Source organism: Roseateles cavernae (genome assembly GCF_040187885.1).
Lineage (GTDB): Bacteria > Pseudomonadota > Gammaproteobacteria > Burkholderiales > Burkholderiaceae_C > Roseateles_E > Roseateles_E cavernae.
In genome coordinates this window covers 1238625-1259598 of record NZ_JBDPLH010000001.1, presented here as the reverse complement: position 1 = coordinate 1259598, position 20974 = coordinate 1238625, and the positions used below count along the sequence as shown (strand labels likewise).

The following is a 20974-nucleotide window of genomic DNA, read 5'->3' as shown; positions in this document are numbered from 1 at the left end:
AGGCGCGCCGCCCGCGCTGCCCCCCGAATCAGTAGCCGCGCCGGCGCTCGACCCGGTGCGCCAGCGGCGCGCCGGCCCGCCAGGCTCGCAGATTCGCCGCCACCACGGCCACCGCGCTGCGCGCATCGGTCTGCGCCGCCGTATGCGGCAGCACCGTGACGCGCGGATGGCGCCAGAAGGCATGGCCGGCCGGCAGCGGCTCGACCTGGAACACATCGAGTACCGCATGGCGCAGCCGGCCGCCGTCCAGCGCGGCCAGCAGATCGGCCTCGACCACATGGGCACCGCGCGCCAGATTGACCAGGCTGGCCCCGGGCTTGAACCGGGCCAGCCGCGCCGCGTCGAAGAAGCCGCGCGTGGCCGGCGTCAGCGGCAGCAGATTGATCACCGTGTCGGCGCGGCCCAGCTCGGCCGCCAGCGCGGCCTCGCCATGCACGCACTCGATGCCCGGCAGCTCGACCGGCCGCGTGCTGTAGCCGGCCACCGCATAGCCCAGGGCCTGCAGGCTGCGCGCGACGCGCCCGCCCAGCTCGCCCAGGCCCAGCACCAGCACCCGCCACTCGGCCGCACGGCGCTGCTCGGGCTGGCGCCACAGGCCCTCGCGCTGCTGCGCCTGGACCTCGAAGAAACGCCGGTGCAGGCCCAGCACGGCCCAGAGCGCCGTCTGCGCCATCGCCTCGTTCATCGCCGGGTCCACCATGCGGGCCAGCGGCACGCCCTCGGGCAGGGTCGGGTCTTGCATCAGCCGGTCGACCCCCGCCCACAGCGACTGGATCAGGCCCAGCTGCGGCAGGCCCTGCAGGCTGCCGGGCGGCGGGTTCGCGACGATGGCGATCTCGACATCCTCGTGAGGCACCAGGCGCCAGGCCTCGTCCGGCAAGGCCTCTTGCAGCAAGGCCAGCCACTGCGCGCGCTCCGCCTCGTCCCAGCTGCCGATCAACAACACACTCATCAAGAATCCCTGTCTTCGAGCGCCTCGCACAAGGCCAGCAGGCCCGAGCGCAGCGTGGCCGCGCGCACCGCATGGCGGTCGCCGGGAAAGAGTTCGCGCCAGACCCGGGGCGGCGCGCCGGCGCGGGCCAGGGCCAGCCAGACCGTGCCGACCGGCTTGTCGGCGCTGCCGCCGGTGGGCCCGGCCACGCCGGTGACCGCCAGCGCCCAGTCCAGCGGCGCATGGGCCAGCAGGCCCTGGGCCATCTGCTGCGCCACCTCGGCGCTGACCGCGCCATGCCGCGCGATCAGCGCGGCCGGCACGCCCAGCAGCTCGGTCTTGGCCTCGTTGCTATAGCTGACCACGCCGCGCTCGAACCACTGGCTGGAGCCCGACAAGCTGGTGCAGGCGGCGGCGATCAGGCCGCCGGTACAGCTCTCGGCCGTGCCCATGCGCTCACGGCGCTGGATCAGCGCCAGCGCGATGCGGTCTATCAATTCATGTTCTTCGGGAAACAACAACATGATCTTCACCCCACAAGGGCGCGCCACAGCGCGATCACCAGCAGCGTACAGCCGGCCGCGACGAAATCGTCGAACAGGATGCCAAAGCCCTGGGCCCAACCGACCGGATTGCCGCGCTCGCCCTTGAACAGCCGGTCGGCCCAGCCCACCGGGCCGGGCTTGGCCGCGTCGAAAAATCGGAACAGGCCGAAGGCCAAGGCCTGGCCCCACAAGCCCATCGGCATCGCCAGCCACAGCACCAGCCAGAAGGCCAGCACCTCGTCCCAGACGATGGCGCCGGGGTCGGGCGTGTTCAGATGCCGCGCGGTCAGCGTGCAGGCCCACCAGCCGATCACGGTGCCGAGCGCGATCGTCAGCCCCCATTGCAGATCGCCCAGCCAGGGATCCAGCGCCAGGAAGGCAACCCAGGCCCACAAGGTGCCCACCGTGCCCGGCGCCTTCGGCGACAGCCCGCTGCCAAAGCCCAAAGCGATCCAGCGCGCCGGATGGCCCCACATGAAGCGGGCGGTGGCGCGGCGCGGCGCGGCGCGCGATGCCTCGTCGTCCGGCCTCATGACTTGAAATGATCAAAAGCCGCCGGCGTCTGCGGCAAGACCTGACCCTGGCCGTCGAGCACGCGCAGACCCGGCTCAGCCTCCAGCCGGCCGATCAGGGTCACCGGCGTGCCGGAGGCGGCAGCGGCGGCCTGCACGGCCGCGCGAGCCGTGGCCGGCGCGCTGAACACCAGCTCGTAGTCGTCGCCGCCGGCCAGCGTGCACAGGCGCTGCAGCGCCAGCGGCTGGCGGGCCAGCAGCGCGCTGCGCGGCAGCGTGTCGGCCCGCAGCGTGGCGCCGAGATTCGAGCGCTTCAGCACATGGCCCAGATCGCCGAGCAGGCCGTCCGAGACATCGATGGCGCTGTGGGCGATGCCGCGCAGCGCCTGGCCCAGCGCGACGCGCGGCGTCGGGCATTCCATCGCGCGGCGCGCCAGCTCGAAGTCCTCGCCCGAGGCCAGCGCCGCCGTGCCGCGAAACACCTCCAGCGCCAGCCGCGCATCGCCCAGCGTGCCCGAGACGTAGAGGTCATCGCCGGCCCGGCCGCCGCTGCGCAGCAGCGCCGTGCCGGCCGGCGCCTCGCCCATCACCGTGATGCAGATGTTCAGCGGCCCGGCCGTCGTGTCGCCGCCCACCAGCGCGATGCCGTGCGCATCGGCCAGCGCGAACAAGCCGCGCGCAAAGCCCGCCAGAAACTGCTCGTCCACCCGCGGCATCGCCAGCGCCAAGGTGAAGGCGCGCGGCCTCGCACCGCAAGCCGCCAGGTCCGACAGATTCACCGCCAGCGCCTTGTGCCCCAGGCGCTCGGGCGCCACCGTCGACAGGAAATGCCGGCCCTCGACCAGCATATCGGTCGACACCAGCCACTGCATGCCCGGCGTGGCCGCGATGACCGCGCAGTCGTCGCCGATGCCCACCGGCACGCCCGGCTGCGCCTCGGTCTCGCGCGTGAAGAAGCGCTTGATCAGATCGAATTCACCCATGGGGGGGATTGTGTCAGCCCGGCCACCAGCAAAGGACGCGGACCAGGCGCGGAGAGAATGAATGATTACCGGCCACACGCACAGCGTTCACCATGCATTTGAAGTTCAGCCATATCGATGTCCTGGTCAAGGACCTGGAAGAGGCCTGCGCCTATTACCAAAGAGTCTTGAATGCGCAGCTCTCCAAGACCCTGGTCTGGCAGCGCGACGGGCTGCATGTCCGCTATGCCATCGTGCGCATGGCGCAAGAGCGCTTCATGCTGGTGCAGCCGATCACGGGCAATCTGAAGGAGTTGATGGACACCCAGGGCCCGGGCACCATCTACCGCCATTGTTACAGCACGCCCGATATCGAGGCGGCCTACGACGAACTGCTGGCTCGCGGCGTGCAGCCGGAAGACGAAAACGGCAAGCCCCTCGCCCGCGACCGCCTGCAAACCCCCAGCGGCGCCAGAATTCTCTGGCTGCCCAAGCAGTTCGGGAACTTCTCGATCGAGCTGCTGGAGGAGGCGGAGCTGGAACGCTTTGTTGACGAGGCGTTTGACGGTGTTGGCATCGGCGCTGGAGGTCGGGGCTGACGGGCTGGGGTCAGGTGGCCGTTTGCAGATGGCACTCGTGCGTGAGAAGCAAGCACTTGATCAGATCGAACTCGGCTGACCTGCACTGAACTCTCCTTCTACCGAGCGTGTAGAGCGCAGCCTGAAGCTTGAGACTATGCGGCTTGATCCTTTGCCACCAGCCGCAACAACGAATGTTGCTCACGCTCCGTATTGACCGGGAACCTCTCGAACTCTTCTCCGCCCAGTCTTACGTCAGCAAAGATGCCGGCTGGGTCTTCATGGAAGTGCAGATAGGGCTTGGATTTGACATAGAAGATGCCCGGCTTCTTCTCTTTCAACGCAGGCAGGCCTCGCAGCTTCGTCAGCAGTGTTTCCAACAAACCCAGCGTTGCTGCTCCTGCGTGCTTCATTCGATGTGACTCCGGCGAGGCCTACTGTTTGAGATGAGAGGCAAGCGAAGGAATGGCTAGGCCGCGCTCTGCATCTCCACGATTCCGTTAGCCTCCACAAGGACCTCAAATCCAAGCCGCTTGTAGAGCCGTAGCGCTGGATTGGCTTTGAGCACGCCGAGCAGCAGCTTCACGCCACTGGCCCGTGCCTCTCGCTGCATTTGGCGGACGACAGCTGTGCCAATGCCCCTCCCCTGAAACTCCGGCTCAATCTGCAGTTGTTCGATGGTCCACGAGCCTGCCGCTCGGACGACCTTGATCATGCCGACAGTGCGATCCCCCAGACTCAGGATCGAGCAGCACTCGAGCCTCGTTCGTGCGCGCAGTTCGTGTTCTTCATACGAAAGATCCGTGCCCGCGTTGCGGATGTGCTGATGGATTGTGCGCAAACGCAGCTGTGTCAGGTAATCGACGTCGTGCGGCCTTGCCTCGAGGAACTTGATCTGTTGCATTGCGTATCCCTGCGCGGCCTAACGAATGAAGCTGAGCCGCGAACCGAGGCTTGCCGGGGAACGTCGGTTCGACTAGCTGACGATGACGAACGACTGGAGTCCTGCTGAACGGTTCGTATCTAGGGACGAGGCCACGTCCGCATCAAGCCCGTTTGTAGATGTTCAGTCTTTTCCTCGTCGCCTTGCCTCGGCTCAGAACACAGGTCTTGAATGAGAAGTGACCCCGGAGGGTCATGTCTTGCTATTGGAGCTTGAAACGGTAGGGAGTCCTTGTAGCCCGGTTGGGCCTCGCTTTTCTAGCCCGGGATTTTGAAGTATTTGTCGAAGAGGTACGCGCTCCACTGCATCGCGGGATCTTCACTAATGCTGGCATCAACAAAGTCCTTAAGGTCAGCCTGGAGACGCTCAATCGGGTTTTCTGCAAAGAATGCAGCGGACTTCTGGTTCGCAATTTCACTGTCACTATCCTTCCTACCCGAATCGGCCATAAGTGCTGGCGTCGCCTTGTTGTGCACTACGACGTTCCGAATAGACCGGCATTGAATAGCTGCATTGCGTAAGCGATCTGGAATGTTGGCATTCAAGAGTGGCAGCACTACATTTATTTTTGTATCGAAACCAGTACCTTTCAACGTATCAGTAATTACTGAGGCAGAAAAGTCCCGTATTCGCATGAGGATTCGGATAAGCGAATTTATTTCAGCCTCAATCAGCGTAAACAAAAGTACTATGCCAGACTTTGGATTGTTCTCAGAGATACAGTGCGAAACCAACCGCATATCTTCTTCCACATGCGTCAGGTGAATTTCGAACGCGTCTTCATGTGTGTGTCCCAATGCATGTAGCTTGCTCGCCACCACATCCCGAGCAACGGTTTCTGGATCGACTTCACCCAGGTAGATCATCCGTGCAAGAGGCAACGCCACGGCACCAAAGAACAGCACGTTCTGTTCGGCTATTGACACATTCGCTTGGGAATCTTCTGCCATTTTGCTAGACCCAACGAATGAAAGGAACTTCCCCGTCCCGAATTGGCCGCATAGCGGCAAACAGCAACCGAGTGCCACGATAGGAAGTGCGGTTTCTCATCAACTCATTCCGAAGGGGAAGTCATGGTCATTCTGACGCTGGATATTGATTTCGCCAATAACTTGTTTGCCCTGCATAGGGTGAACGAGGCAGGCAAAGCTGAGCGGGTACGTCCGGCGGTGCCGCGCGACAAACTGCACGAACTGATCGCGGCGCTGCCGCCTTGCACCATCGGCATAGAGGCCTACTCGGGTACCCACCACTGGGCACGCCTGTTCCAGGCTTCGGACCACATCGTCCGTTTGATCGCGCCGAAGGCTGCAGCAATAGATCAAAGGAACGTTCGAAATCACCGGCTGCCGGGAGCGGTCCGGTGCATGGAAGTAGTTAGACGTCTCTGCGCACATGGCCAACAAGAAGGTTGTCTACTGTCTTGAGAAGAGACGTATTCCAAGGGTAGCGAGATGCCTCGGCGGCCCACCGCGCCGCAGCTACGGACAATGACTTTTCGGCAAGAATTGGGTAGAAGAAGCCTTCAAGAAAGCCGCGAAGCAGGAGCCACTCACCGCCGATATTCTTGGGCAGTACGCTGCTGCGAATGAGAAAGCGTATGGTGTACTGTCTATCCACGGGTGGAACCAAGTTAGGCAGGACATGAGCGAGTACTTTGGAGTTCGCCACCAGCGAAAACGAACTTCGCATCGCCTTGATTGACATGAAAGCGTGCTCCAGACGGCACCAATGTTCCGGTTGCATATTTTCCGAGCTCATCGCCCGGAGTTCCATCAGGAGTGGCCAGATCCGCCGTAGTGAAGCTTCGTACGGCGCGAATTCCGTCATCTTGGCACCGCCTTGCCCCATGCGGTGCATTCCCCATGCGGCAAGCATCGCGTACGACGCCTCCGCGAACAAGTTTATGTCGTTGCTTTCGGCAGCACTCAACGCGCGAAGATGAAAGTGGAGGCTTGGGCCGCCAAAGACCGCAGAAGCGTAAAACCTTGCGTGTGCCGGCTCAAGCGCTTGAAGAAGTTCCGCTCGATGCTTGGAATACATTGGGTTCGGGGCGCCCAGAGTTTGACATGAAGGCAAGCAGCGACTGCACAAAGCTTGGCAACTAGCACAAGCTTTGCTCGCCGTTGGCTGTCCCCTCGAGGGTTCAGGCCTCACCGAGCGACTTGAGCTCTTCCGTGATTGCCTTGATCTTGGCTGCGACATCCTCTGTCTCTGGTACGGCAGTGACAGTGTTCAGCGCCTCAAGGAAGTAGTAGAGCGCGCCCATGAAGCCGACAACGCCGAAAACTGGAACGACTGCCGAGACAGCGAGCCCCAAAGTAAGCCAGATGCAAGCGCGCAGAGCGTTCCGGCTGGCTCGATAGAGAAGCCCTGCAAAGATTGCAGCCCTAAAGTCATTCTCTTTCGCAAGCTTGTATCCGTACTTTAGGCGCTGCTCGATCAAGTACGCCCTACGCTTTGCTTTCGACTTTGACGAGTACTTAGTTGTCGCCGCAGATACGCCCTTTTGACCAACGAGAAGTACTAGCCAGAACAGGGCAGAACCAACAGCTCCTTGCACAAGAACTGGCCAATCTGTGATGGCTTTGATAAGCGTTTCTACCAAACGAACTCTCCTGTGAACCCTTAATGTGTTGTATGCGGATCGTCAACTCTTTCTGCCCACCATTTGAACATGCGATATGGCCTGAGCTGATCAGTGCTCGACCTGACGCTGGTACGACGCTCGCATGCTGCGCAGGAGGCCATCAAAGATGGCAAAGCCGGTAGCAGCCAGTCACCAGTCCTCCACGAACGCCCGCTCCTGGCCACCTCCAGTTGCCAGAGCGGCCCAATCGATGCCACCCGCCAGATCGAACTCATTGGCCTCAGGCTCTCGCCCCTTGTTGGCAACTGCGGAGTAGTCGCGTTCGCTCCCTCGTCCTACATCGAATCAGGCTATTTGCTGGCGTGGCGCGTTGCCGCACAGCGCGACAGTGAGATCCCATCTCTTTGAACCATGCAAGCCGGAGAACTCAGCATGATGATTTTCGACGCCATACGTGAAAGTCACGACCTGCAACGCGATCTGTGCCGCAAGCTGACGGCGTCACGCGGGGACATGGCCGCTCGTGAGCTGCTCTTCCTGCAGCTCAAAGTCGAGCTGATGGCGCATGCAGCGGCAGAAGAACGACACCTGTACGTGCACCTGCTGATGGAGGACGGCGGTCTCGACGCGTCGCGCCACGCGCTGCATGAGCATCACGAAGTTGACGAGTTGCTGGACGACTTGTCCGTGCGGAACAAAAAGCAGGAGGCCTGGATCGCGACCGCCAAGCAGCTGAGCTTCAAGGTGCGCCACCATCTGAAGGAGGAGGAGTCGAAATTCTTCCAGCTCGCCGGGCGCCTGCTGTCAGAGACAAAGAAGCAGCAGCTGGCGCGCCAGTACGCGAAAGAGATCGTGCGAATGCGCGAGCACTACGCGGCCGAGTACCAGACCGTGGCGGTCAATCCGGCGAGCGGTCTGCTCAAGCCCGCGAAACCCGCGCTCGACAAGCCTGCAACGCGCGGCAGCGCCAGCGCGGGCGCTCAACTGCGAGGCAAGAGCGAACCGCGCCGAACGCGCTGACTGGAGCGGCAGCTCGGCGGCACAGTGCCATTGGGCAGCGCGGTGGTCCCGCCCTATGCCCCACTCGCCCGCACCACCACCCGCCCATCCCCCGCCCAGCCGCTCAGATCGCGCGGCACCTCGGCGGGCGCCAGGTCCATCGCCTCGATGACCCCGAAATAGCCGTCCCGCCCCCGGGCCTTGGCGGCGTACAGCGCCGAGTCGGCCAGGGCCAGGGTGGCGGGCCAGTCCCAGGCGCGGGGTCGGCGCGGGTCGAGCGGGAAGGCGGCGAAACCGATCGAGACGGTGACAGCGACCGTCTGGCCGAGGCCGATGCCGAAGGGCTGATCGCGCACGGTGGCGCAGACGCGCGCGGCCAGCTCGGCGGCGTCGGCGCGGCTGGTCTCGCGCACCAGCACCAGCAGCTCCTCGCCGCCCCAGCGCACCAGCGAGTCGGTGCCGCGAAACACCTGGCGCAGGCGCTCGGCCAGGGTCACCAGCACGGCGTCGCCGGCGGCGTGGCCATGGGCATCGTTGACACGCTTGAAATGGTCGAGGTCCAGCAGCATCAGCACCAGATCGCTGTCGGGGCCGGGCAGGCCCGGCTCGCTGGCCTCGAAGCGGCGCAGGCACAGGCGCAAATCGTCCTGCAGGCGCAGCTCCAGATAACGGCGGTTGCGCAGGCCGGTCAGCGCGTCGGTCAGGCTGGCCTCGCGCAGCTCGGCGGTGCGCTCGTCCACCAGGGCCTGCAGCACGGCCTCGCGCCGGCGCAGCAGGCGGGTGCGCCAGCGCACATAGGCCCAGATCGCCAGCAGCAACAGGGCCACCGCCGCCAGCTGCGCCCACAGCGTCTGCCACCAGGCGGGCAGCAGCTCGATGGGCAGCTCCAGCCGGGCCGGGCCCCACAGCGTCGGGTGCGCCGTCACCCGCATCTGCAGCACATAGCGGCCGGGCCACAGCGGGCCGAAGCTGGGGCTGCGCGCGCCGGGGTCGACGCTGGTCCAGTCGCTGTCCAGGCCCTGCAGGCGGTACCGATAGCGCAGCCGGCCGGGGTCGGCATAGTCCAGCCCGGCGAACTCGACGCTGAAGCTGCGCGTGCCGGCCGGCAGGCGCAGGCCCTGCCCATCCAGGCGCTCGGGCGCATGGGGCTGGCCGTTGACGCGCAGCGCGCTGATCACCAGCGGCAGCACGCCCGGATCCGGCTCGAAAGCCTCGGGCAGAACGCGCAGCAGGCCCCGGCTGCCGCCGAACAGCAAGGCCCCGCCGGGCAGCTCGGCGCTGGCGAAGAACCAGAAGCTGCCGAAGGCCGCGCCCTCGGCGGCCCCGAAGCTGTCGATCCGGTCGGCCTTGGGGTCGTAGACCTGCAGCTGGCTCCAGATGCGGCCGCGCGCGTCCTCGTGCAGATTGCCGCCGAACACGCCCTCGCTGCCATGGCGCTCGCCGATGCGGTCGAAGCGGGCCCGGCCCTCGGCGTCCCAGCCGCGCAGCCGGTGCAGGCCGGCGACCGGCGTGTCCACCCACAGCGTGCCGTCGCGCGCCAGCAGCAGGCCCATCACGACCGGGCTGGCCAGGGTCTCGCCCGGCGCCTGTGGCACGGCCGCGAGCCCGGCGCCCTGCTCCCGGAACAGGCCTTGCTGGCCGCCGACCCAGAGCCGACCGGACCCGGCCTTTTCTTCGATCAGCGCATGAATGCCGCCATGCAGCGGCGCGCCGCCGGCCAGCGCCACCCGCTGCAAGGCCGGCGCCGAGGCGCCGGGGAGCCGGTACAGGCCTTCCTGCATGCCCAGCCAGACCTCGCCATTGGCGCGCAGCAGCAGGCGTTGCGCCCGCCCGCCGTCCAGCGGCCAGTCGCGCAAGAGCCGGCCCTGGGCGCTGCGATGCTCCAGCCGGCCGGCCGCCGCCATCCACAGGCTGCCGTCCGGCGCCTCGGCCAGCGACTCGACAACGCTGGCGCGCTCGCGCGGCCAGACGCCCAGGCTCGCCAGGCCCCGGCCGGGCCGGCCATCGAGGCGCACGACGCGGCCGCTCTGCGTGGGCGCCAGCACCTCGCCGTTCCTCAGGCTCAGCAGCGCGCGCACATCGGCCTCGGCCAGCACGGCCGGCGGCCCGCCGTCCGCCGCAGGGTCCGGGCCGCGCACGGCCAGCGCCGGGTGCTGCTGATGGCGTTGCAGGCCCAGGCCATAGCCGCTGATCCACATCGCGCCGCTGGCGTCGCGCAGCAGGCCGCTGATGTCATTGCCGGCCAGGCCGCTCAAGCGGCGCGGGTCATGGCGCAGCCGGGCCTCGATCACGCCGCTGCCCCGGTTCAGCCACAGCAGGCCCACCTTGCTGCCCACCCAGAGCCGGCCGGCGCTGTCCTCGGCCAGGGCCTGCACCGGCGTCTGCAGCTGCTGGACCCAGCGCACGCGCCCCTGTTCGACCACGCCCAGGCGGCCGTCCTGGGTGCCCAGCCACAAGCGACCGTCACTGTCCTCGGCCAGCGCCAGCACCGGCGCGCTGGCGCCCGGCAGCGCTTCCCAGACGCCGTCGCGCAGCCGCGACAGGCCGCGCCAGTGGCCGGCCCAGACCGTGCCGTCGCGGCCCACGCGCAAGGCCAGCACGCGCGCCTCGGGCTCGCCCTGCCAGCGCAGGTCCTGGGCTTCAAAGCGCCGCGTGGCCGGCGTGTAGCGCAGCAGGCCCTGGCCCAGCGTGCCGACCCAGACGGTGCCCTGGCCGTCCTCGGCCAGCGCCCGGATCGGTGCATGCGGCCCGGCCGCGCCCCGCACACTGCCCAAGGACTCGACCCGGTCCTGCGCGGGATCGAAGACCATCAGGCCCATGAACTCGGTGCCTATCCACATGCGGCCGTCGCGGCCGGCGCCCAGCGCACGCACCCAGCCGAGATTGCGCCGCGCGCTGGTCGGGCCGTCCCGCTCGATGGGCCGCAGCCGGTAGCCGTCATAGCGGGTCAGGCCCTTGCTGGTCGCCACCCAGATGAAGCCATCGCGGTCCTGCGCCAGCGCGGGCACGGTGTTCTGCGGCACGGCCACGGCCCGGAACTGCACCTCCAGCGCCTCGCCGCCGGGGCCCGCCTGCACGCCCGCCACAAGGGTCAGCAAAAGCAGCAGCAGGCAGCACAGGCTGCGGAGGGGGGATGGCATGGGCGAAATTGTAAGCAGCGCATCGTTACCACCCCGATCCCGGCCGTCCCCGCCCGGCGCAAGGCCAAGAGGCTTGCGCGACACTAGCGACCCACGCCAGCCTCTCGGACCCACGCCTCTTGGACACCCGCAGCACTCCCCGCCTCGCCACCCTCGCCAACGGCCTGCGCGTCGTCGCCATCGACATGCCCTGGCGCGCGACGGTCTCGCTGAGCATCTTCATCCGCACCGGCAGCCTGCACGAGAGCGCCCGCCTCAATGGCATCAGCCATGTGGTCGAGCACATGGCCTTCAAGGGCACGGCCACGCGCGACTGCCAGCGCATCAATCTGGACGCCGAGCGCCTGGGCGCCGAGGTCAACGCGCACACCGACAAGGACCACACGGCCTTCCATATCGAGGGGCTGCCGGAAGACCTGCCGGCCTTTGTCGCGCTGCTGGCCGACATCGTGCTCAACAGCAGCTTCCCCGAGGACGAGCTGGAGCGCGAGCGCCGCGTCATCGAGCAGGAGTTCAGCGAGTTCGACGAGGACCCGGCCAGCGTGGCCTTCCAGCTGTTTGATCGCGCCTGCTACGGCCCCACGCACCCGGCCGGCCGGCCCATCATCGGCACACGGGCGAATATCCGCCGCTTCGCCCGCAGCGATCTGCTGGACTATGCGAAACGCCAGTACACGGCCAGCAATGTGGTCGTGGCCGCCGCCGGGCCGGTGGACTTCGAGGCCTTGGCGCGCGTCACCGAGCAGGCCTTCGGCGCGATGCCCACCGGCGCGCCGAATCGGGTGGAGGCCCCCGTCTGGCTGGGCGGGCTGAAGACGCGCCGCCTGGCCGGCAGCGGGCAATGCCAGGCGGTGCTGGGCTTTGCCGCGCCGGCGCTGACCGAGGACGCCCATCTGGTCTATGTGCTGGCCGCCGCGCTGCTGGGCGAGGGCATGAGCTCGCCGCTGCTCGACGAGATCCGCGAACGCCGCGGCCTGGCCTATCACACGGCCTGCGCGGCCGATATCGGGCCGCTGGCCGGTCAGTTCGTGATCGAGGGCTCGACCGCGCCGGCCCAGGCCGAGGAGTTCCTGGGCGCGGTCGAGGCCCTGCTGCTTCAGCAGACCCAGGGCCTCGACCCGGTCGGGCTGGCGCGCGCGCGCAAGCAGCTCAGCGTGCGCTCGCTGCGCGGGCTGGAGCAACCCTCGCGGCGGCTCGAAGCGGCCGCGCAGGAGCTGTTCACGCTGGGCCGGCTGCGCGACACGCAGCACTGGCTGGACCGGCTGCAGGCGGTCACGGCCGCCGAGGTCGGCGCGGTGTTTGCGAGCCTGCTGGACCGGCAGCGCCCGGCTGCCATCGCGCTGGCCGGCAGCGTGCCGGCCAAGGTGCGCGAACGGGCGCAGCGCCTCTCCAGCACCTCTTAATCCGCCCTGAAGGCGCCTGCCGCTAAGCTTCCGCCGCCATCGGGCTGCCGATCGGGCGGACACAGCAGAGAGCAACAGGGAGGCGAGGGATGAGCTGGTTGAGGGTGGGATGGGGGCTGTGCGCGGCCTGGCTGGGGGCGGCGCAGGCCGATGACGGGCTGCAGTGGCAGACCCTGGCGCCTATGCCCATCGGCGTGCAGGAGATCTACCCGGTGCTGCACCGGGGCCGCATCGTCGTGGCCGGCGGGCTCAGCAGCGAGCTGCCGGCGGCGGCCGGGCATCTCAGCAAGGCGCTGCAGATCTACGAGCCGCGCGAGGACCGCTGGTCGCTGGGGCCGCCGTTGCCCGAGGGCCGCCACCACGCCCAGCTGCTGAGCCTGGGCGACACGCTCTATCTGATCGGCGGCTTTGTGCGCTGCGCCGGGGGCGACTGGTGCGCCAGCCGCGAGCTGCTGGCGCTGAAGGACGGCGCCACGCAGTGGCAGCGGCTGGCCGAGCTGCCCGAGGCGCTGACCGAGACCGGCGCCTTTGTGCTGGGCGGGGAGCTGCACCTGGCCAGCGGCCGCAGCCCGCGCGGCCAGGCCAATGCGCAATGGGGCGACCACGAGGATGTCGACGCGCACTGGGTCTTCAACCCGGCAGGCGGCAGCTGGCGCCGGCTGGCCGCCGGCCCGGAGCGCAAGAGCAGCGCCGCCGCCGCGGTCTTTCAGGGCAGTCCCTACCTGGTCGGCGGGCGGCGCTACAACGGCGCCAATCTGCGCAGCGTGCAGCGCCTGGACCCGGCCACGGGCCGCTGGCAGGCCCAGGCGCCACTGGCCCTGGCCCAGGCCGCCCATGGACTGGGTCAGCTGGGTGGCTGGCTCTGCGCCCTGGGCGGCGAGTTCGCCGAGCACGGCGGCGGCGTGCTGGCCGAGGTGCAATGCCTGGACCCCGGGCAAGGCAGCTGGCGCGTCGTGACGACGATGCCCGAGCCGCGCCATGGCCTGGGCGTTGTCAGCCTGGATGGCAGCCTCTATGCGCTGGGCGGCGCGCGCCGGCCCGGGCTGGACCAGACCAGCGCCCGGCTGGACCGGCTCAGCCGTCGCGCAGCAGATTCGACAGCTCGACCGCCGACTTGACGTTCATCTTCTCGAACACCCGGGCGCGGTGCACCTCGACCGTGCGCACGCTGATGAAGAGCTGATCGGCGATCAGCTTGTTGGGCAGGCCCTGCACCACCAGGGCCATCACCTCGCGCTCGCGCTCGGTCAGCTCGCCCATGCGCAGGGCCAGCTGGCCCTGGCTCCGGCGGGCCGCAATCGCGGCGGCGCTGGCGGCCAGCGCCTCCTCGACACGGTCGACCAGGGCGTTGTCGGAAAAGGGCTTCTCGACGAAGTCGAAGGCGCCGCGCTTGACCGCAGCCACCGCGGTCGGCACATCGCCATGGCCGGTCAGGAAGATCACCGGCAGCGCGGCGGCCATGCCGCGCTCGATCAGGCGCTCGAACAGGGCCAGGCCGCTGGTGCCGGGCATGCGCACATCGAGCAGCAGGCAGGACGGCGCGTCGGGCCAGCCGGCGCCGTGGCCGGGCCGGGCGTCCAGCATGGCCTCGAAGGCCTCGGCGCTGCCGAAGCCCTCGGAGAGCAGGCGGCGCGAGCGCAGCAGCCAGGCCAGCGCGTCGCGCACCACCTCTTCGTCATCGACCAGGTAAACCATCGGCAGCTTGGTGGGCGTCTGTTGCATCGGGTTTCGTCCTCTCCTCGGACGCCATGGTATCGGCCGGCAAGGTGAAGCGGAACTCGGTGCCGCTGGGCCGTGTCGCGGAGGCCACCGTGTGGCTCTCGTAGTCCATCGCGCCACCATGCTGCTCGACCACGGTGCGGCACAGGCTCAGGCCCAGGCCCATGCCCTCGCTGCGGGTCGTGAAGAAGGGCGTGAACAGCTGCTGGGCAACGCCGGGATCGATGCCCGGGCCGCGATCGATGATGGAGAAGGTGACCCAGCGCGGCTGGGTCTGCATGACCCTCAGGGTCAGCACCCGCTCGCCCAGCGGCGTGGCGCCGTCCATCGCCTGGACGGCGTTGCGGGTCAGGTTCAGCAGCACCTGCTCGACCATGGTGCGGTCGCAGCGCACGCGCGGCGCGGGCGTGGGCAGGTCGATGTCGATGCGGGTGCCGCTCTTGCGGGCCTGCAGGCGCACCAGCGGCAGCACCGCATCGATCAGCTGGTCGACCGAGATCGGCTCGCGCGCCTGCTCGCGCCGGCGCACGAAGTCGTGCACGCTCTTGATCACGCGGCCGGCGCGCTCGGCCTGCTCGGCGATGCGGGTCACGGCCTGGCGCACCATCGCCGGGGTCTGCGGATCGTCGGCCTCGCGGGTCAAGAGGTTCAGCGAGGCGGTGGCGTAGCTGGCGATCGCGGCCAGCGGCTGGTTCAGCTCATGGCTCAAGAGCGAGGCCATCTCGCCGACGGTGGCCAGCCGGGCCGTCGCCTGCAGCCGCTCCTGCTGCTGGCGCGACAGCTCCTCGATGCGGCGCTGGGCCGAGACGTCGAGCACCGCGCTCATCCAGCCGGTCTGCTTGCCGAGCGCGTTCTTCAGCGGCGCCTCGAAGATCAGCACCGGGAAGCGCTCGCCGTTGCGGCGCATGAAGACGGTCTCGAAACCCTGGCGCTGCTCCTGGCCGGCCTCCCAGCGGGCACTGCGGTCGCGGTGGCGGTCGCGGTAGACCTCGATGAACTCGGGCGGCCAGTAGGGCGGCGTGGCCTGGCCCAGCAGCTCGGCGGCCTCGAAGCCGACGATGGCGCAGAAGGCCGGGTTGACATAGGTGATATTGCCGTTGATGTCGCGGGCGCGCAGGCCGGTGATCAGCGAGTTCTCCATCGCCTGGCGAAAGCTCAGCGACTCGGCCAGCGCCGCCTCGGCCAGCGCACGCCGGCGCCCGTCACGGGCCAGCAGCAGCACGACGGCGAACAGCGCCAGCGACAGCCCCATCACCAGCGCGGTAGCCAGATTGGGAATCAGCTGCGGCTCGCCGGCGGCGCTGTCGACACGCAGCTGCAGGGTCAGGCCCGGCAGGTCGACGACGCGCTCGGCCAGATAGACACCGGCGCCGCGGGTCAGCCCGGTGCGCGCCAGCCGGGTGCCGTCGCCCTCGACAAAAGACATCTCATGCACCCGCGCCAGCTCCGGCGTGACCGCCTCCTCCAGCAGCTGGCGCAGCCCCACGGTGGCGACCAGAAAGGCCGTCACCTCACCGGCACGCAGCTGCGGCAGGCACAGATCGACCACCTCCAGCCCCTCGCCGCCGGGCAGCGGCACGAAGTAGCTGCGCGAGTAGAGCTGGGAGCCATGGCGCACGGCGGCCGAGCAGGCCAGCTCGGTCTCCAGCTGCAGCTGCTCACGCCGGATCTGCGTGAACAGCGGCGCGGCATAGGGCGAGTCGACCGCCTCGACCACCTCGCGCCGCACATCGCGGTGCTCCAGCCGCAGCAGCGGCCGGGTGCGGCGCAGCATCTCGCCGGCATCGTCGCGCCAGCGGCTGTCATTGAGGCTTTGCCAGAGCAGGGCCTGCAGGCCCTGCAGCTCGCGCCCGGCCATCTGCTTGGCGCGCGCCGCCACCTCGGCGGCCGCCTGGTCGGCCTGCTCCTGGGCCCGCGAGGCCTCGTAGCTCAGGGTCAGCGCCACCAGCAGGGTCTGGGCGATCAGCAGCAGGGACACCAGCGCGCCCCACAGCAGCGCACGGCGCCAGCGCCGCCACAGCGGCAGCGCGGGCGAGGGGGTGGCGGAGCGCTCGGTCGTGTCCATGCAGGCCGCAGTATCCTGTCTGCGGCGGTGAATCAGATGCGCAGTTTCGCGTATCAATTCGCGCCGATCTCGGTCCACACTCGGGCCTGATCCCTACAATCGCCGGCCACTCATGGCTCAGCCATGGGGCACGCCAGCCCAAACGCCTCGAATTGCCTATGTCAACGTCCGAACAAAAAAGCGCCCAGCTCCGTCAAGCCGCACTGGAGTACCACGAGTTTCCGACGCCCGGCAAGATCGCCATCGCGGCCACCAAGCAGCTGGTCAACCAGCGCGATCTGGCGCTGGCCTACTCGCCGGGCGTGGCCTTTGCCTGCGAGGAAATCGTCGCCGACCCGGCAAACGCCTTCCGCTACACCTCGCGCGGCAATCTGGTCGCCGTCGTCACCAACGGCACCGCCGTGCTGGGTCTGGGCAATATCGGCCCGCTGGCCTCCAAGCCGGTGATGGAGGGCAAGGGCGTGCTGTTCAAGAAGTTCGCCGGCATCGATGTGTTCGACCTGGAGATCCAGGAGAACGATCTCGACAAGCTGGTCGACGTGATCGCCGCGCTGGAGCCGACCTTTGGCGGCATCAATCTGGAAGACATCAAGGCGCCCGACTGCTTCTATGTCGAGCGCAAGCTGCGCGAGCGCATGAAGATCCCGGTCTTCCATGATGACCAGCACGGCACGGCCATCGTCGTCGGCGCGGCCTTCCTGAATGGCCTGAAGGTGCTGGGCAAGGACATCAAGAGCGTCAAGCTGGTGACCTCGGGCGCCGGTGCGGCGGCGCTGGCCTGCCTGGGCCTGCTGATGAAGCTGGGCCTGCCGCGCGAGAACATCTGGGTGACCGATCTGGCCGGCGTCGTCTACGAAGGCCGCACCGAGCTGATGGACCCGGACAAGGCCGTGTTTGCGCAGAAGACCGAGTTGCGCAGCCTGGGCCAGGTGATCGAGGGCGCGGATGTGTTCCTGGGCCTGTCGGCCGGCGGCGTGCTCAAGCCTGAGATGGTGGCCAAGATGGCCGAGCGGCCGCTGATCTTCGCGCTGGCCAACCCGACGCCGGAAATCCTGCCCGAGGCGGTGGCCGCGGTGCGCAGCGATGCGGTGATGGCCACTGGCCGCACCGACTATCCGAACCAGGTCAACAACGTCCTGTGCTTCCCCTATATCTTCCGCGGCGCGCTGGACTGCGGCGCCACGACCATCAATGACGAGATGGAGATCGCGGCGGTCTACGCGATCGCCGAGCTGGCCCAGGCCGAGCAGAGCGAGGTGGTGGCGGCGGCCTATGCCGGCGCGAACCTGAGCTTCGGCCCCGAGTACCTGATCCCCAAGCCCTTCGACCCGCGCCTGATGATGAAGATCGCGCCGGCCGTGGCGCTGGCGGCACAGGCCTCGGGCGTGGCGGCGCGGCCGATCACCGATATGGACGCCTACCGCGAGAAGCTGCAGAGCTTTGTCTACGCCTCGGGCACGACGATGAAGCCGATCTTCAACGTCGCCAAGCGCGCCGCCAACAAGCGCGTCGCCTATGCCGAGGGCGAAGAGGAGCGCGTGCTGCGCGCGGTCCAGGTGGTGGTCGACGAGGGCCTGGCCCGGCCCACGCTGATCGGCCGCCCGGAGATCATTGCCCAGCGCTGCGAGCGTTTCGGCCTGCGCCTGCAGGAAGGCCGCGACTACGACACGGTGAACGTCGAGCATGACGAGCGCTACCGCGACTACTGGCAGACCTACCACCGCCTGACCGAGCGCAAGGGCGTGACCCAGCAACTCGCCAAGATCGAGATGCGCCGCCGCCTGACCCTGATCGGCTGCATGATGCTGCACAAGGGCGAGGTCGACGGCATGCTGTGCGGCACCTGGAGCAACACCGCGATGCACCTGCAGTACATCGACCAGGTGATCGGCAAGCGCCCCGGGGTCAAGACCTATGCCTGCATGAACGGCCTGATGCTGCCGGGCCGCCAGGTCTTCCTGGTCGACACCCATGTCAACTACGACCCGAGCGCCGAGCAACTGGCCGAGATCACCGTGATGGCGGCCGAGGAGCTGATGCGCTTCGGGATCCGGCCCAAGGCCGCCCTGCTCTCGCACAGCAATTTCGGCTCCAGCAACTGCCCCTCGGCACTGAAGATGCGCGAGGCCCTGGGCCTGATCCAGGCCAGCGCGCCCTGGCTGGAGGTTGATGGCGAGATGCACGGCGACACCGCGCTGGACGCCAATTACCGCGCCCAGCTGATGCCCAACAGCACGCTGAGCGGCGAGGCCAATCTGCTGGTGCTGCCCAATATCGACGCCGCCAACATCAGCTACAACCTGCTGAAGACCGCCGCCGGCGGTGGCATCGCGATCGGCCCGGTACTGCTCGGCGCGGCCAAACCGGTGCATGTGCTGACGCCCTCGGCGACCGTGCGCCGCATCGTCAATATGACGGCGCTGACCGTGGCCGACGCCAACGCCGCGCGCTGAAAACGCACCCGGCCCCTCGAAACGCCCCGCTCGCGGGGCGTTTTTACGCCCCATCCGGGTGCGTGACGAGGCCGTGACAGGCTTCGTTTTACAAAAGTTTGTAAGAGCTCACCACAGCAGTTTCAACTTCGAGAGTGCCGCCGCTGTCTATCGATAAACGAATGCGTGCGCACACTAACTAAGCAGCAATAGCCCCGCAACAAGGGTGCGGCGGCTTGAGGTTTTCGGCCTCATTCGGTACCATCTTGCTTTCGATATTCAGGGTAAACCCGTGTTTTTGCTCGATAGGTCACCGATGTGGCCGTCTTGGCGCAAGTTCGGTCTTGCCGTCGCCATGCTGGCGGCGCTGGGCACGGAGGTGCACGCCAAGCCGTCGGTAACCCTGCAGCAAGACACGGTGGCCTTGGCGGCGTTGCCGCGCGAAGCCCAGAACACACATCGTCTCGTGCTTGCCGGAGGGCCCTTCCCTTACGACAAGGACGGCAGCGTGTTCGGCAATCGCGAGCGGCTGCTGCCATCCAAGGCCAGGGGCTACTACCGCGAATATACCGTCAAGACGCCAGGCGCCCGCAACCGCGGAGCCCGGCGGCTGGTATGCGGCGGCAAACCTCCGACCAACCCCGATGCTTGTTTTTATACCGACGACCATTACGCCAGCTTCAAGCGCATCGCGCCCTGAGCCCGTAGTGACCGGCGGCCAAAAGTTCTTGTGACTATATAGGAGGATCGCGACCATGCTTTTGCAGACCGTCCGTCCCAATATCGTGCAGGCCATACGGGCCTATCGCGTAGAGGACTTGGCCCAGGCAGCCCAGGATGCCGGCCAGCATTTCCTGTATGCCAATCTGAGCGAAGCTCAGTCCAAGCAGGAAGTACTGGAGGGCATCGCCCAGTCCTTTCTGTTCCCGGCGCACTTCGGCAAGAACCTGGACGCCTTGCATGACTGCATGACCGATCTGGTCCACAAGTCGGGCGCCCAGCCCGGCTTTGTGGTGGTGCTGGAGCAGCTGCCCGACAACCTGCGCTTCGACCGCGAAGCCCGCGAGCAACTGCTGGACGTGTTCCGCGAAGCGGCCGATTACTGGGCCGACCGCAAGGTCCAGTTCCGCTGTTTCTATTCTTTTCAGTAGCCCGCTCCCAAGAAAACGGGTCATGGGAGCGGGCTGCTGAGGTGGCCCCGGTTGCTGAGAAGCCGGCTGCGAAAAGCAGCAAGGCAGCGGCAAATGCAAACTTTGGCATGAATATGCCGATGATGAGCAGTGCGTTCGATACCTCGATGTGGCTGAATGCGGCATAGCGCCGCCTGAAGTCATAGCGCTCGCCGCAAGAAGAAAGGGACTCCGCTGGAGTCCCTTTTTGTTTTCAGAGCGCCTGGGCCAGCGCGATGTAATCGGCCACCGGCACCTCCTCGGCGCGGCGCTTCAGATCGAACTCACCCTCGAAGCCACGCGCGGCCAGCCAGACACCCAGGCTGTGACGCAGCAGCTTGCGGCGCTGCGAGAAGGCCACCTGCACCATCTCGCCCAGCAGCAGCGGGTCCAGCGCCGGCGCCTGGGCATAGGGCAGCATGCGGACGATGGCCGAGTCCACCCGTGGCGGCGGATCAAAGGCCTCGGGCGGCACATCCAGCACCGCCTCGACGTGATAGCGCCACTGCAGCATCACCGAGAGACGGCCGAAGTCCTTGTTGCCCGGCGTAGCGGCCATGCGGTCGACCACCTCTTTTTGCAGCATGAAGTGCTGGTCGACCACCTGGTCCACAAAGCCCAGCAGATGGAACAGGATGGGCGTCGAGATGTTGTAGGGCAGATTGCCGACCACGCGCAGGCGCCGGCCCTTGGCGGCGGCCAGCGCCGCGAAGTCGACCTTCAGCACATCGGACTCGATCACCTCCAGATCGTCGCGGCGGCGCAGCTTGGCGGCCAGGTCGCGGTCCAGCTCGATCACGGTCAGCGGCCGGCTGCTCGCGGGCAGGCTTTGCAGCAGCGGCAGGGTCAGCGCGCCGAGGCCGGGGCCGATCTCGACCAGGGCCTGGTCCTCGGCCGGCTCGATCGCGCTAACGATGGCATCGATGATGCCGCCATCGGTCAGGAAATGCTGGCCAAAGCGCTTGCGGGCAATGTGAGCCATCAGA

The 20974-nt window shown here is 67.5% G+C and carries 21 protein-coding genes and 1 pseudogene; 9 read left to right on the top strand and 13 right to left on the bottom strand.

Annotated features, from left to right (window positions below):
- Positions 1-28: 28 nt before the first annotated feature.
- From ABGI63_RS05955 to thiL, 4 genes are read right to left on the bottom strand one after another with little or no spacing between them, the layout of a single operon-like run.
- Positions 29-952 (bottom strand): 2-hydroxyacid dehydrogenase, encoded by a 924-nt coding sequence (locus tag ABGI63_RS05955; RefSeq protein WP_349741510.1) that lies wholly within the window; start codon positions 950-952, stop codon positions 29-31.
- A complete protein-coding gene (locus tag ABGI63_RS05950) occupies positions 952-1455 on the bottom strand; it encodes a CinA family protein (RefSeq protein ID WP_349741509.1) in 504 nt (167 codons plus the stop codon). The genes ABGI63_RS05955 and ABGI63_RS05950 overlap by 1 nt, the downstream gene beginning before the upstream one ends.
- A gap of 5 nt (positions 1456-1460) precedes the next feature.
- Positions 1461-2009 (bottom strand): phosphatidylglycerophosphatase A family protein, encoded by a 549-nt coding sequence (locus ABGI63_RS05945; RefSeq protein WP_349741508.1) that lies wholly within the window; start codon positions 2007-2009, stop codon positions 1461-1463.
- Positions 2006-2971: a thiamine-phosphate kinase gene (thiL, locus tag ABGI63_RS05940; RefSeq protein ID WP_349741507.1), complete on the bottom strand. Its 966-nt coding sequence runs from the start codon at positions 2969-2971 to the stop codon at positions 2006-2008. Before thiL ends, ABGI63_RS05945 begins: the two co-directional genes overlap by 4 nt.
- Before the next feature lie 92 nt (positions 2972-3063).
- Here thiL and ABGI63_RS05935 point away from each other — a divergent pair, with 92 nt between their 5' ends.
- Positions 3064-3549, top strand: coding sequence for a VOC family protein (locus ABGI63_RS05935; protein WP_349741506.1), 486 nt, complete (start codon positions 3064-3066; stop codon positions 3547-3549).
- Positions 3550-3683: 134 nt separating this feature from the next.
- Here the strand turns inward: ABGI63_RS05935 and ABGI63_RS05930 are convergent, their stop codons facing one another.
- The 3 genes from ABGI63_RS05930 to ABGI63_RS05920 all read right to left on the bottom strand — a co-directional run bounded on the left by ABGI63_RS05930 (position 3684) and on the right by ABGI63_RS05920 (position 5421).
- Positions 3684-3941 carry a hypothetical protein gene (locus ABGI63_RS05930; RefSeq protein WP_272648597.1) on the bottom strand — a complete coding sequence of 86 codons (258 nt, stop codon included), beginning with the start codon at positions 3939-3941 and terminating at the stop codon, positions 3684-3686.
- 56 nt (positions 3942-3997) lie between these two features.
- Positions 3998-4432, bottom strand: a complete 435-nt coding sequence (locus tag ABGI63_RS05925; RefSeq protein WP_349741505.1) for a GNAT family N-acetyltransferase — start codon at positions 4430-4432, stop codon at positions 3998-4000.
- Between the two features lie 296 nt (positions 4433-4728).
- Positions 4729-5421, bottom strand: a complete 693-nt coding sequence (locus ABGI63_RS05920) for a hypothetical protein (protein WP_349741504.1) — start codon at positions 5419-5421, stop codon at positions 4729-4731.
- Positions 5422-5544: 123 nt separating this feature from the next.
- Between ABGI63_RS05920 and ABGI63_RS05915 the strand changes: the two are divergent.
- Positions 5545-5883: pseudogene (locus ABGI63_RS05915) on the top strand (IS110 family transposase); the annotation flags it as partial.
- On the opposite strand, the gene ABGI63_RS05910 reads toward ABGI63_RS05915, so the two are convergent.
- Together ABGI63_RS05910 and ABGI63_RS05905 are read right to left on the bottom strand one after the other, a co-directional pair.
- Positions 5849-6514: a hypothetical protein gene (locus tag ABGI63_RS05910; RefSeq protein ID WP_349741503.1), complete on the bottom strand. Its 666-nt coding sequence runs from the start codon at positions 6512-6514 to the stop codon at positions 5849-5851. The pseudogene ABGI63_RS05915 and the gene ABGI63_RS05910 sit on opposite strands and share 35 nt — an antisense overlap.
- A gap of 103 nt (positions 6515-6617) precedes the next feature.
- Positions 6618-7079 (bottom strand): hypothetical protein, encoded by a 462-nt coding sequence (locus ABGI63_RS05905; protein WP_349741502.1) that lies wholly within the window; start codon positions 7077-7079, stop codon positions 6618-6620.
- A 93-nt stretch (positions 7080-7172) separates the two neighbouring features.
- Here ABGI63_RS05905 and ABGI63_RS05900 point away from each other — a divergent pair, with 93 nt between their 5' ends.
- Positions 7173-7469, top strand: a complete 297-nt coding sequence (locus ABGI63_RS05900) for a hypothetical protein (protein WP_349741501.1) — start codon at positions 7173-7175, stop codon at positions 7467-7469.
- Positions 7470-7493: 24 nt separating this feature from the next.
- Complete coding sequence (locus ABGI63_RS05895; protein ID WP_432767375.1) at positions 7494-8081, top strand: hemerythrin domain-containing protein; 588 nt, start codon at positions 7494-7496, stop codon at positions 8079-8081.
- 53 nt (positions 8082-8134) lie between these two features.
- On the opposite strand, the gene ABGI63_RS05890 is transcribed toward ABGI63_RS05895, so the two are convergent.
- Positions 8135-11200, bottom strand: coding sequence for a two-component regulator propeller domain-containing protein (locus tag ABGI63_RS05890; protein ID WP_349741500.1), 3066 nt, complete (start codon positions 11198-11200; stop codon positions 8135-8137).
- Between the two features lie 119 nt (positions 11201-11319).
- Here ABGI63_RS05890 and ABGI63_RS05885 point away from each other — a divergent pair, with 119 nt between their 5' ends.
- Both ABGI63_RS05885 and ABGI63_RS05880 read left to right on the top strand, forming a co-directional pair.
- Positions 11320-12603 carry a M16 family metallopeptidase gene (locus ABGI63_RS05885; RefSeq protein WP_349741499.1) on the top strand — a complete coding sequence of 428 codons (1284 nt, stop codon included), beginning with the start codon at positions 11320-11322 and terminating at the stop codon, positions 12601-12603.
- 89 nt (positions 12604-12692) lie between these two features.
- Entirely contained in the window at positions 12693-13721 is a 1029-nt protein-coding gene (locus ABGI63_RS05880; protein WP_349741498.1) for a Kelch repeat-containing protein, read from the top strand.
- On the opposite strand, the gene ABGI63_RS05875 is transcribed toward ABGI63_RS05880, so the two are convergent.
- On the bottom strand, positions 13678-14325 hold the full coding sequence (locus tag ABGI63_RS05875) for a response regulator transcription factor (protein WP_349741497.1): 648 nt from the start codon (positions 14323-14325) through the stop codon (positions 13678-13680). The genes ABGI63_RS05880 and ABGI63_RS05875 overlap by 44 nt on opposite strands.
- A complete protein-coding gene (locus ABGI63_RS05870; RefSeq protein ID WP_349741496.1) occupies positions 14279-16387 on the bottom strand; it encodes a sensor histidine kinase in 2109 nt (702 codons plus the stop codon). The genes ABGI63_RS05875 and ABGI63_RS05870 overlap by 47 nt, the downstream gene beginning before the upstream one ends.
- A gap of 158 nt (positions 16388-16545) precedes the next feature.
- On the opposite strand from ABGI63_RS05870, the gene ABGI63_RS05865 reads away from it, so the two are divergent.
- The 3 genes from ABGI63_RS05865 (at position 16546) to ABGI63_RS05855 (ending at position 19970) form a co-directional block, all read left to right on the top strand.
- Complete coding sequence (locus ABGI63_RS05865; RefSeq protein ID WP_349741495.1) at positions 16546-18840, top strand: NADP-dependent malic enzyme; 2295 nt, start codon at positions 16546-16548, stop codon at positions 18838-18840.
- A 334-nt stretch (positions 18841-19174) separates the two neighbouring features.
- Entirely contained in the window at positions 19175-19519 is a 345-nt protein-coding gene (locus tag ABGI63_RS05860) for a guanyl-specific ribonuclease (RefSeq protein WP_266007349.1), read from the top strand.
- A gap of 55 nt (positions 19520-19574) precedes the next feature.
- Positions 19575-19970 carry a barstar family protein gene (locus ABGI63_RS05855; RefSeq protein ID WP_137942652.1) on the top strand — a complete coding sequence of 132 codons (396 nt, stop codon included), beginning with the start codon at positions 19575-19577 and terminating at the stop codon, positions 19968-19970.
- Between the two features lie 232 nt (positions 19971-20202).
- On the opposite strand, the gene rsmA is transcribed toward ABGI63_RS05855, so the two are convergent.
- On the bottom strand, positions 20203-20970 hold the full coding sequence (gene rsmA, locus ABGI63_RS05850; protein WP_349741494.1) for a 16S rRNA (adenine(1518)-N(6)/adenine(1519)-N(6))-dimethyltransferase RsmA: 768 nt from the start codon (positions 20968-20970) through the stop codon (positions 20203-20205).
- Positions 20971-20974: the final 4 nt, after the last annotated feature.

Excerpts from the sequence above, each read along its gene's own strand:
- ABGI63_RS05920 (WP_349741504.1), bottom strand. The coding sequence starts at position 5,421 with ATGGCAGAAGATTCCCAAGCGAATGTGTCAATAGCCGAACAGAACGTG.
- ABGI63_RS05880 (WP_349741498.1), top strand. The coding sequence starts at position 12,693 with ATGAGCTGGTTGAGGGTGGGATGGGGGCTGTGCGCGGCCTGGCTGGGG.
- ABGI63_RS05875 (WP_349741497.1), bottom strand. The coding sequence starts at position 14,325 with ATGCAACAGACGCCCACCAAGCTGCCGATGGTTTACCTGGTCGATGAC.
- ABGI63_RS05945 (WP_349741508.1), bottom strand. The coding sequence starts at position 2,009 with ATGAGGCCGGACGACGAGGCATCGCGCGCCGCGCCGCGCCGCGCCACC.
- ABGI63_RS05870 (WP_349741496.1), bottom strand. The coding sequence starts at position 16,387 with ATGGACACGACCGAGCGCTCCGCCACCCCCTCGCCCGCGCTGCCGCTG.
- ABGI63_RS05910 (WP_349741503.1), bottom strand. The coding sequence starts at position 6,514 with ATGTATTCCAAGCATCGAGCGGAACTTCTTCAAGCGCTTGAGCCGGCA.
- ABGI63_RS05860 (WP_266007349.1), top strand. The coding sequence starts at position 19,175 with ATGCTGGCGGCGCTGGGCACGGAGGTGCACGCCAAGCCGTCGGTAACC.
- rsmA (WP_349741494.1), bottom strand. The coding sequence starts at position 20,970 with ATGGCTCACATTGCCCGCAAGCGCTTTGGCCAGCATTTCCTGACCGAT.
- ABGI63_RS05955 (WP_349741510.1), bottom strand. The coding sequence starts at position 952 with ATGAGTGTGTTGTTGATCGGCAGCTGGGACGAGGCGGAGCGCGCGCAG.
- ABGI63_RS05930 (WP_272648597.1), bottom strand. The coding sequence starts at position 3,941 with ATGAAGCACGCAGGAGCAGCAACGCTGGGTTTGTTGGAAACACTGCTG.
- ABGI63_RS05935 (WP_349741506.1), top strand. The coding sequence starts at position 3,064 with ATGCATTTGAAGTTCAGCCATATCGATGTCCTGGTCAAGGACCTGGAA.
- thiL (WP_349741507.1), bottom strand. The coding sequence starts at position 2,971 with ATGGGTGAATTCGATCTGATCAAGCGCTTCTTCACGCGCGAGACCGAG.
- ABGI63_RS05865 (WP_349741495.1), top strand. The coding sequence starts at position 16,546 with ATGTCAACGTCCGAACAAAAAAGCGCCCAGCTCCGTCAAGCCGCACTG.
- ABGI63_RS05855 (WP_137942652.1), top strand. The coding sequence starts at position 19,575 with ATGCTTTTGCAGACCGTCCGTCCCAATATCGTGCAGGCCATACGGGCC.
- ABGI63_RS05925 (WP_349741505.1), bottom strand. The coding sequence starts at position 4,432 with ATGCAACAGATCAAGTTCCTCGAGGCAAGGCCGCACGACGTCGATTAC.
- ABGI63_RS05895 (WP_432767375.1), top strand. The coding sequence starts at position 7,494 with ATGATGATTTTCGACGCCATACGTGAAAGTCACGACCTGCAACGCGAT.
- ABGI63_RS05890 (WP_349741500.1), bottom strand. The coding sequence starts at position 11,200 with ATGCCATCCCCCCTCCGCAGCCTGTGCTGCCTGCTGCTGCTTTTGCTG.
- ABGI63_RS05950 (WP_349741509.1), bottom strand. The coding sequence starts at position 1,455 with ATGTTGTTGTTTCCCGAAGAACATGAATTGATAGACCGCATCGCGCTG.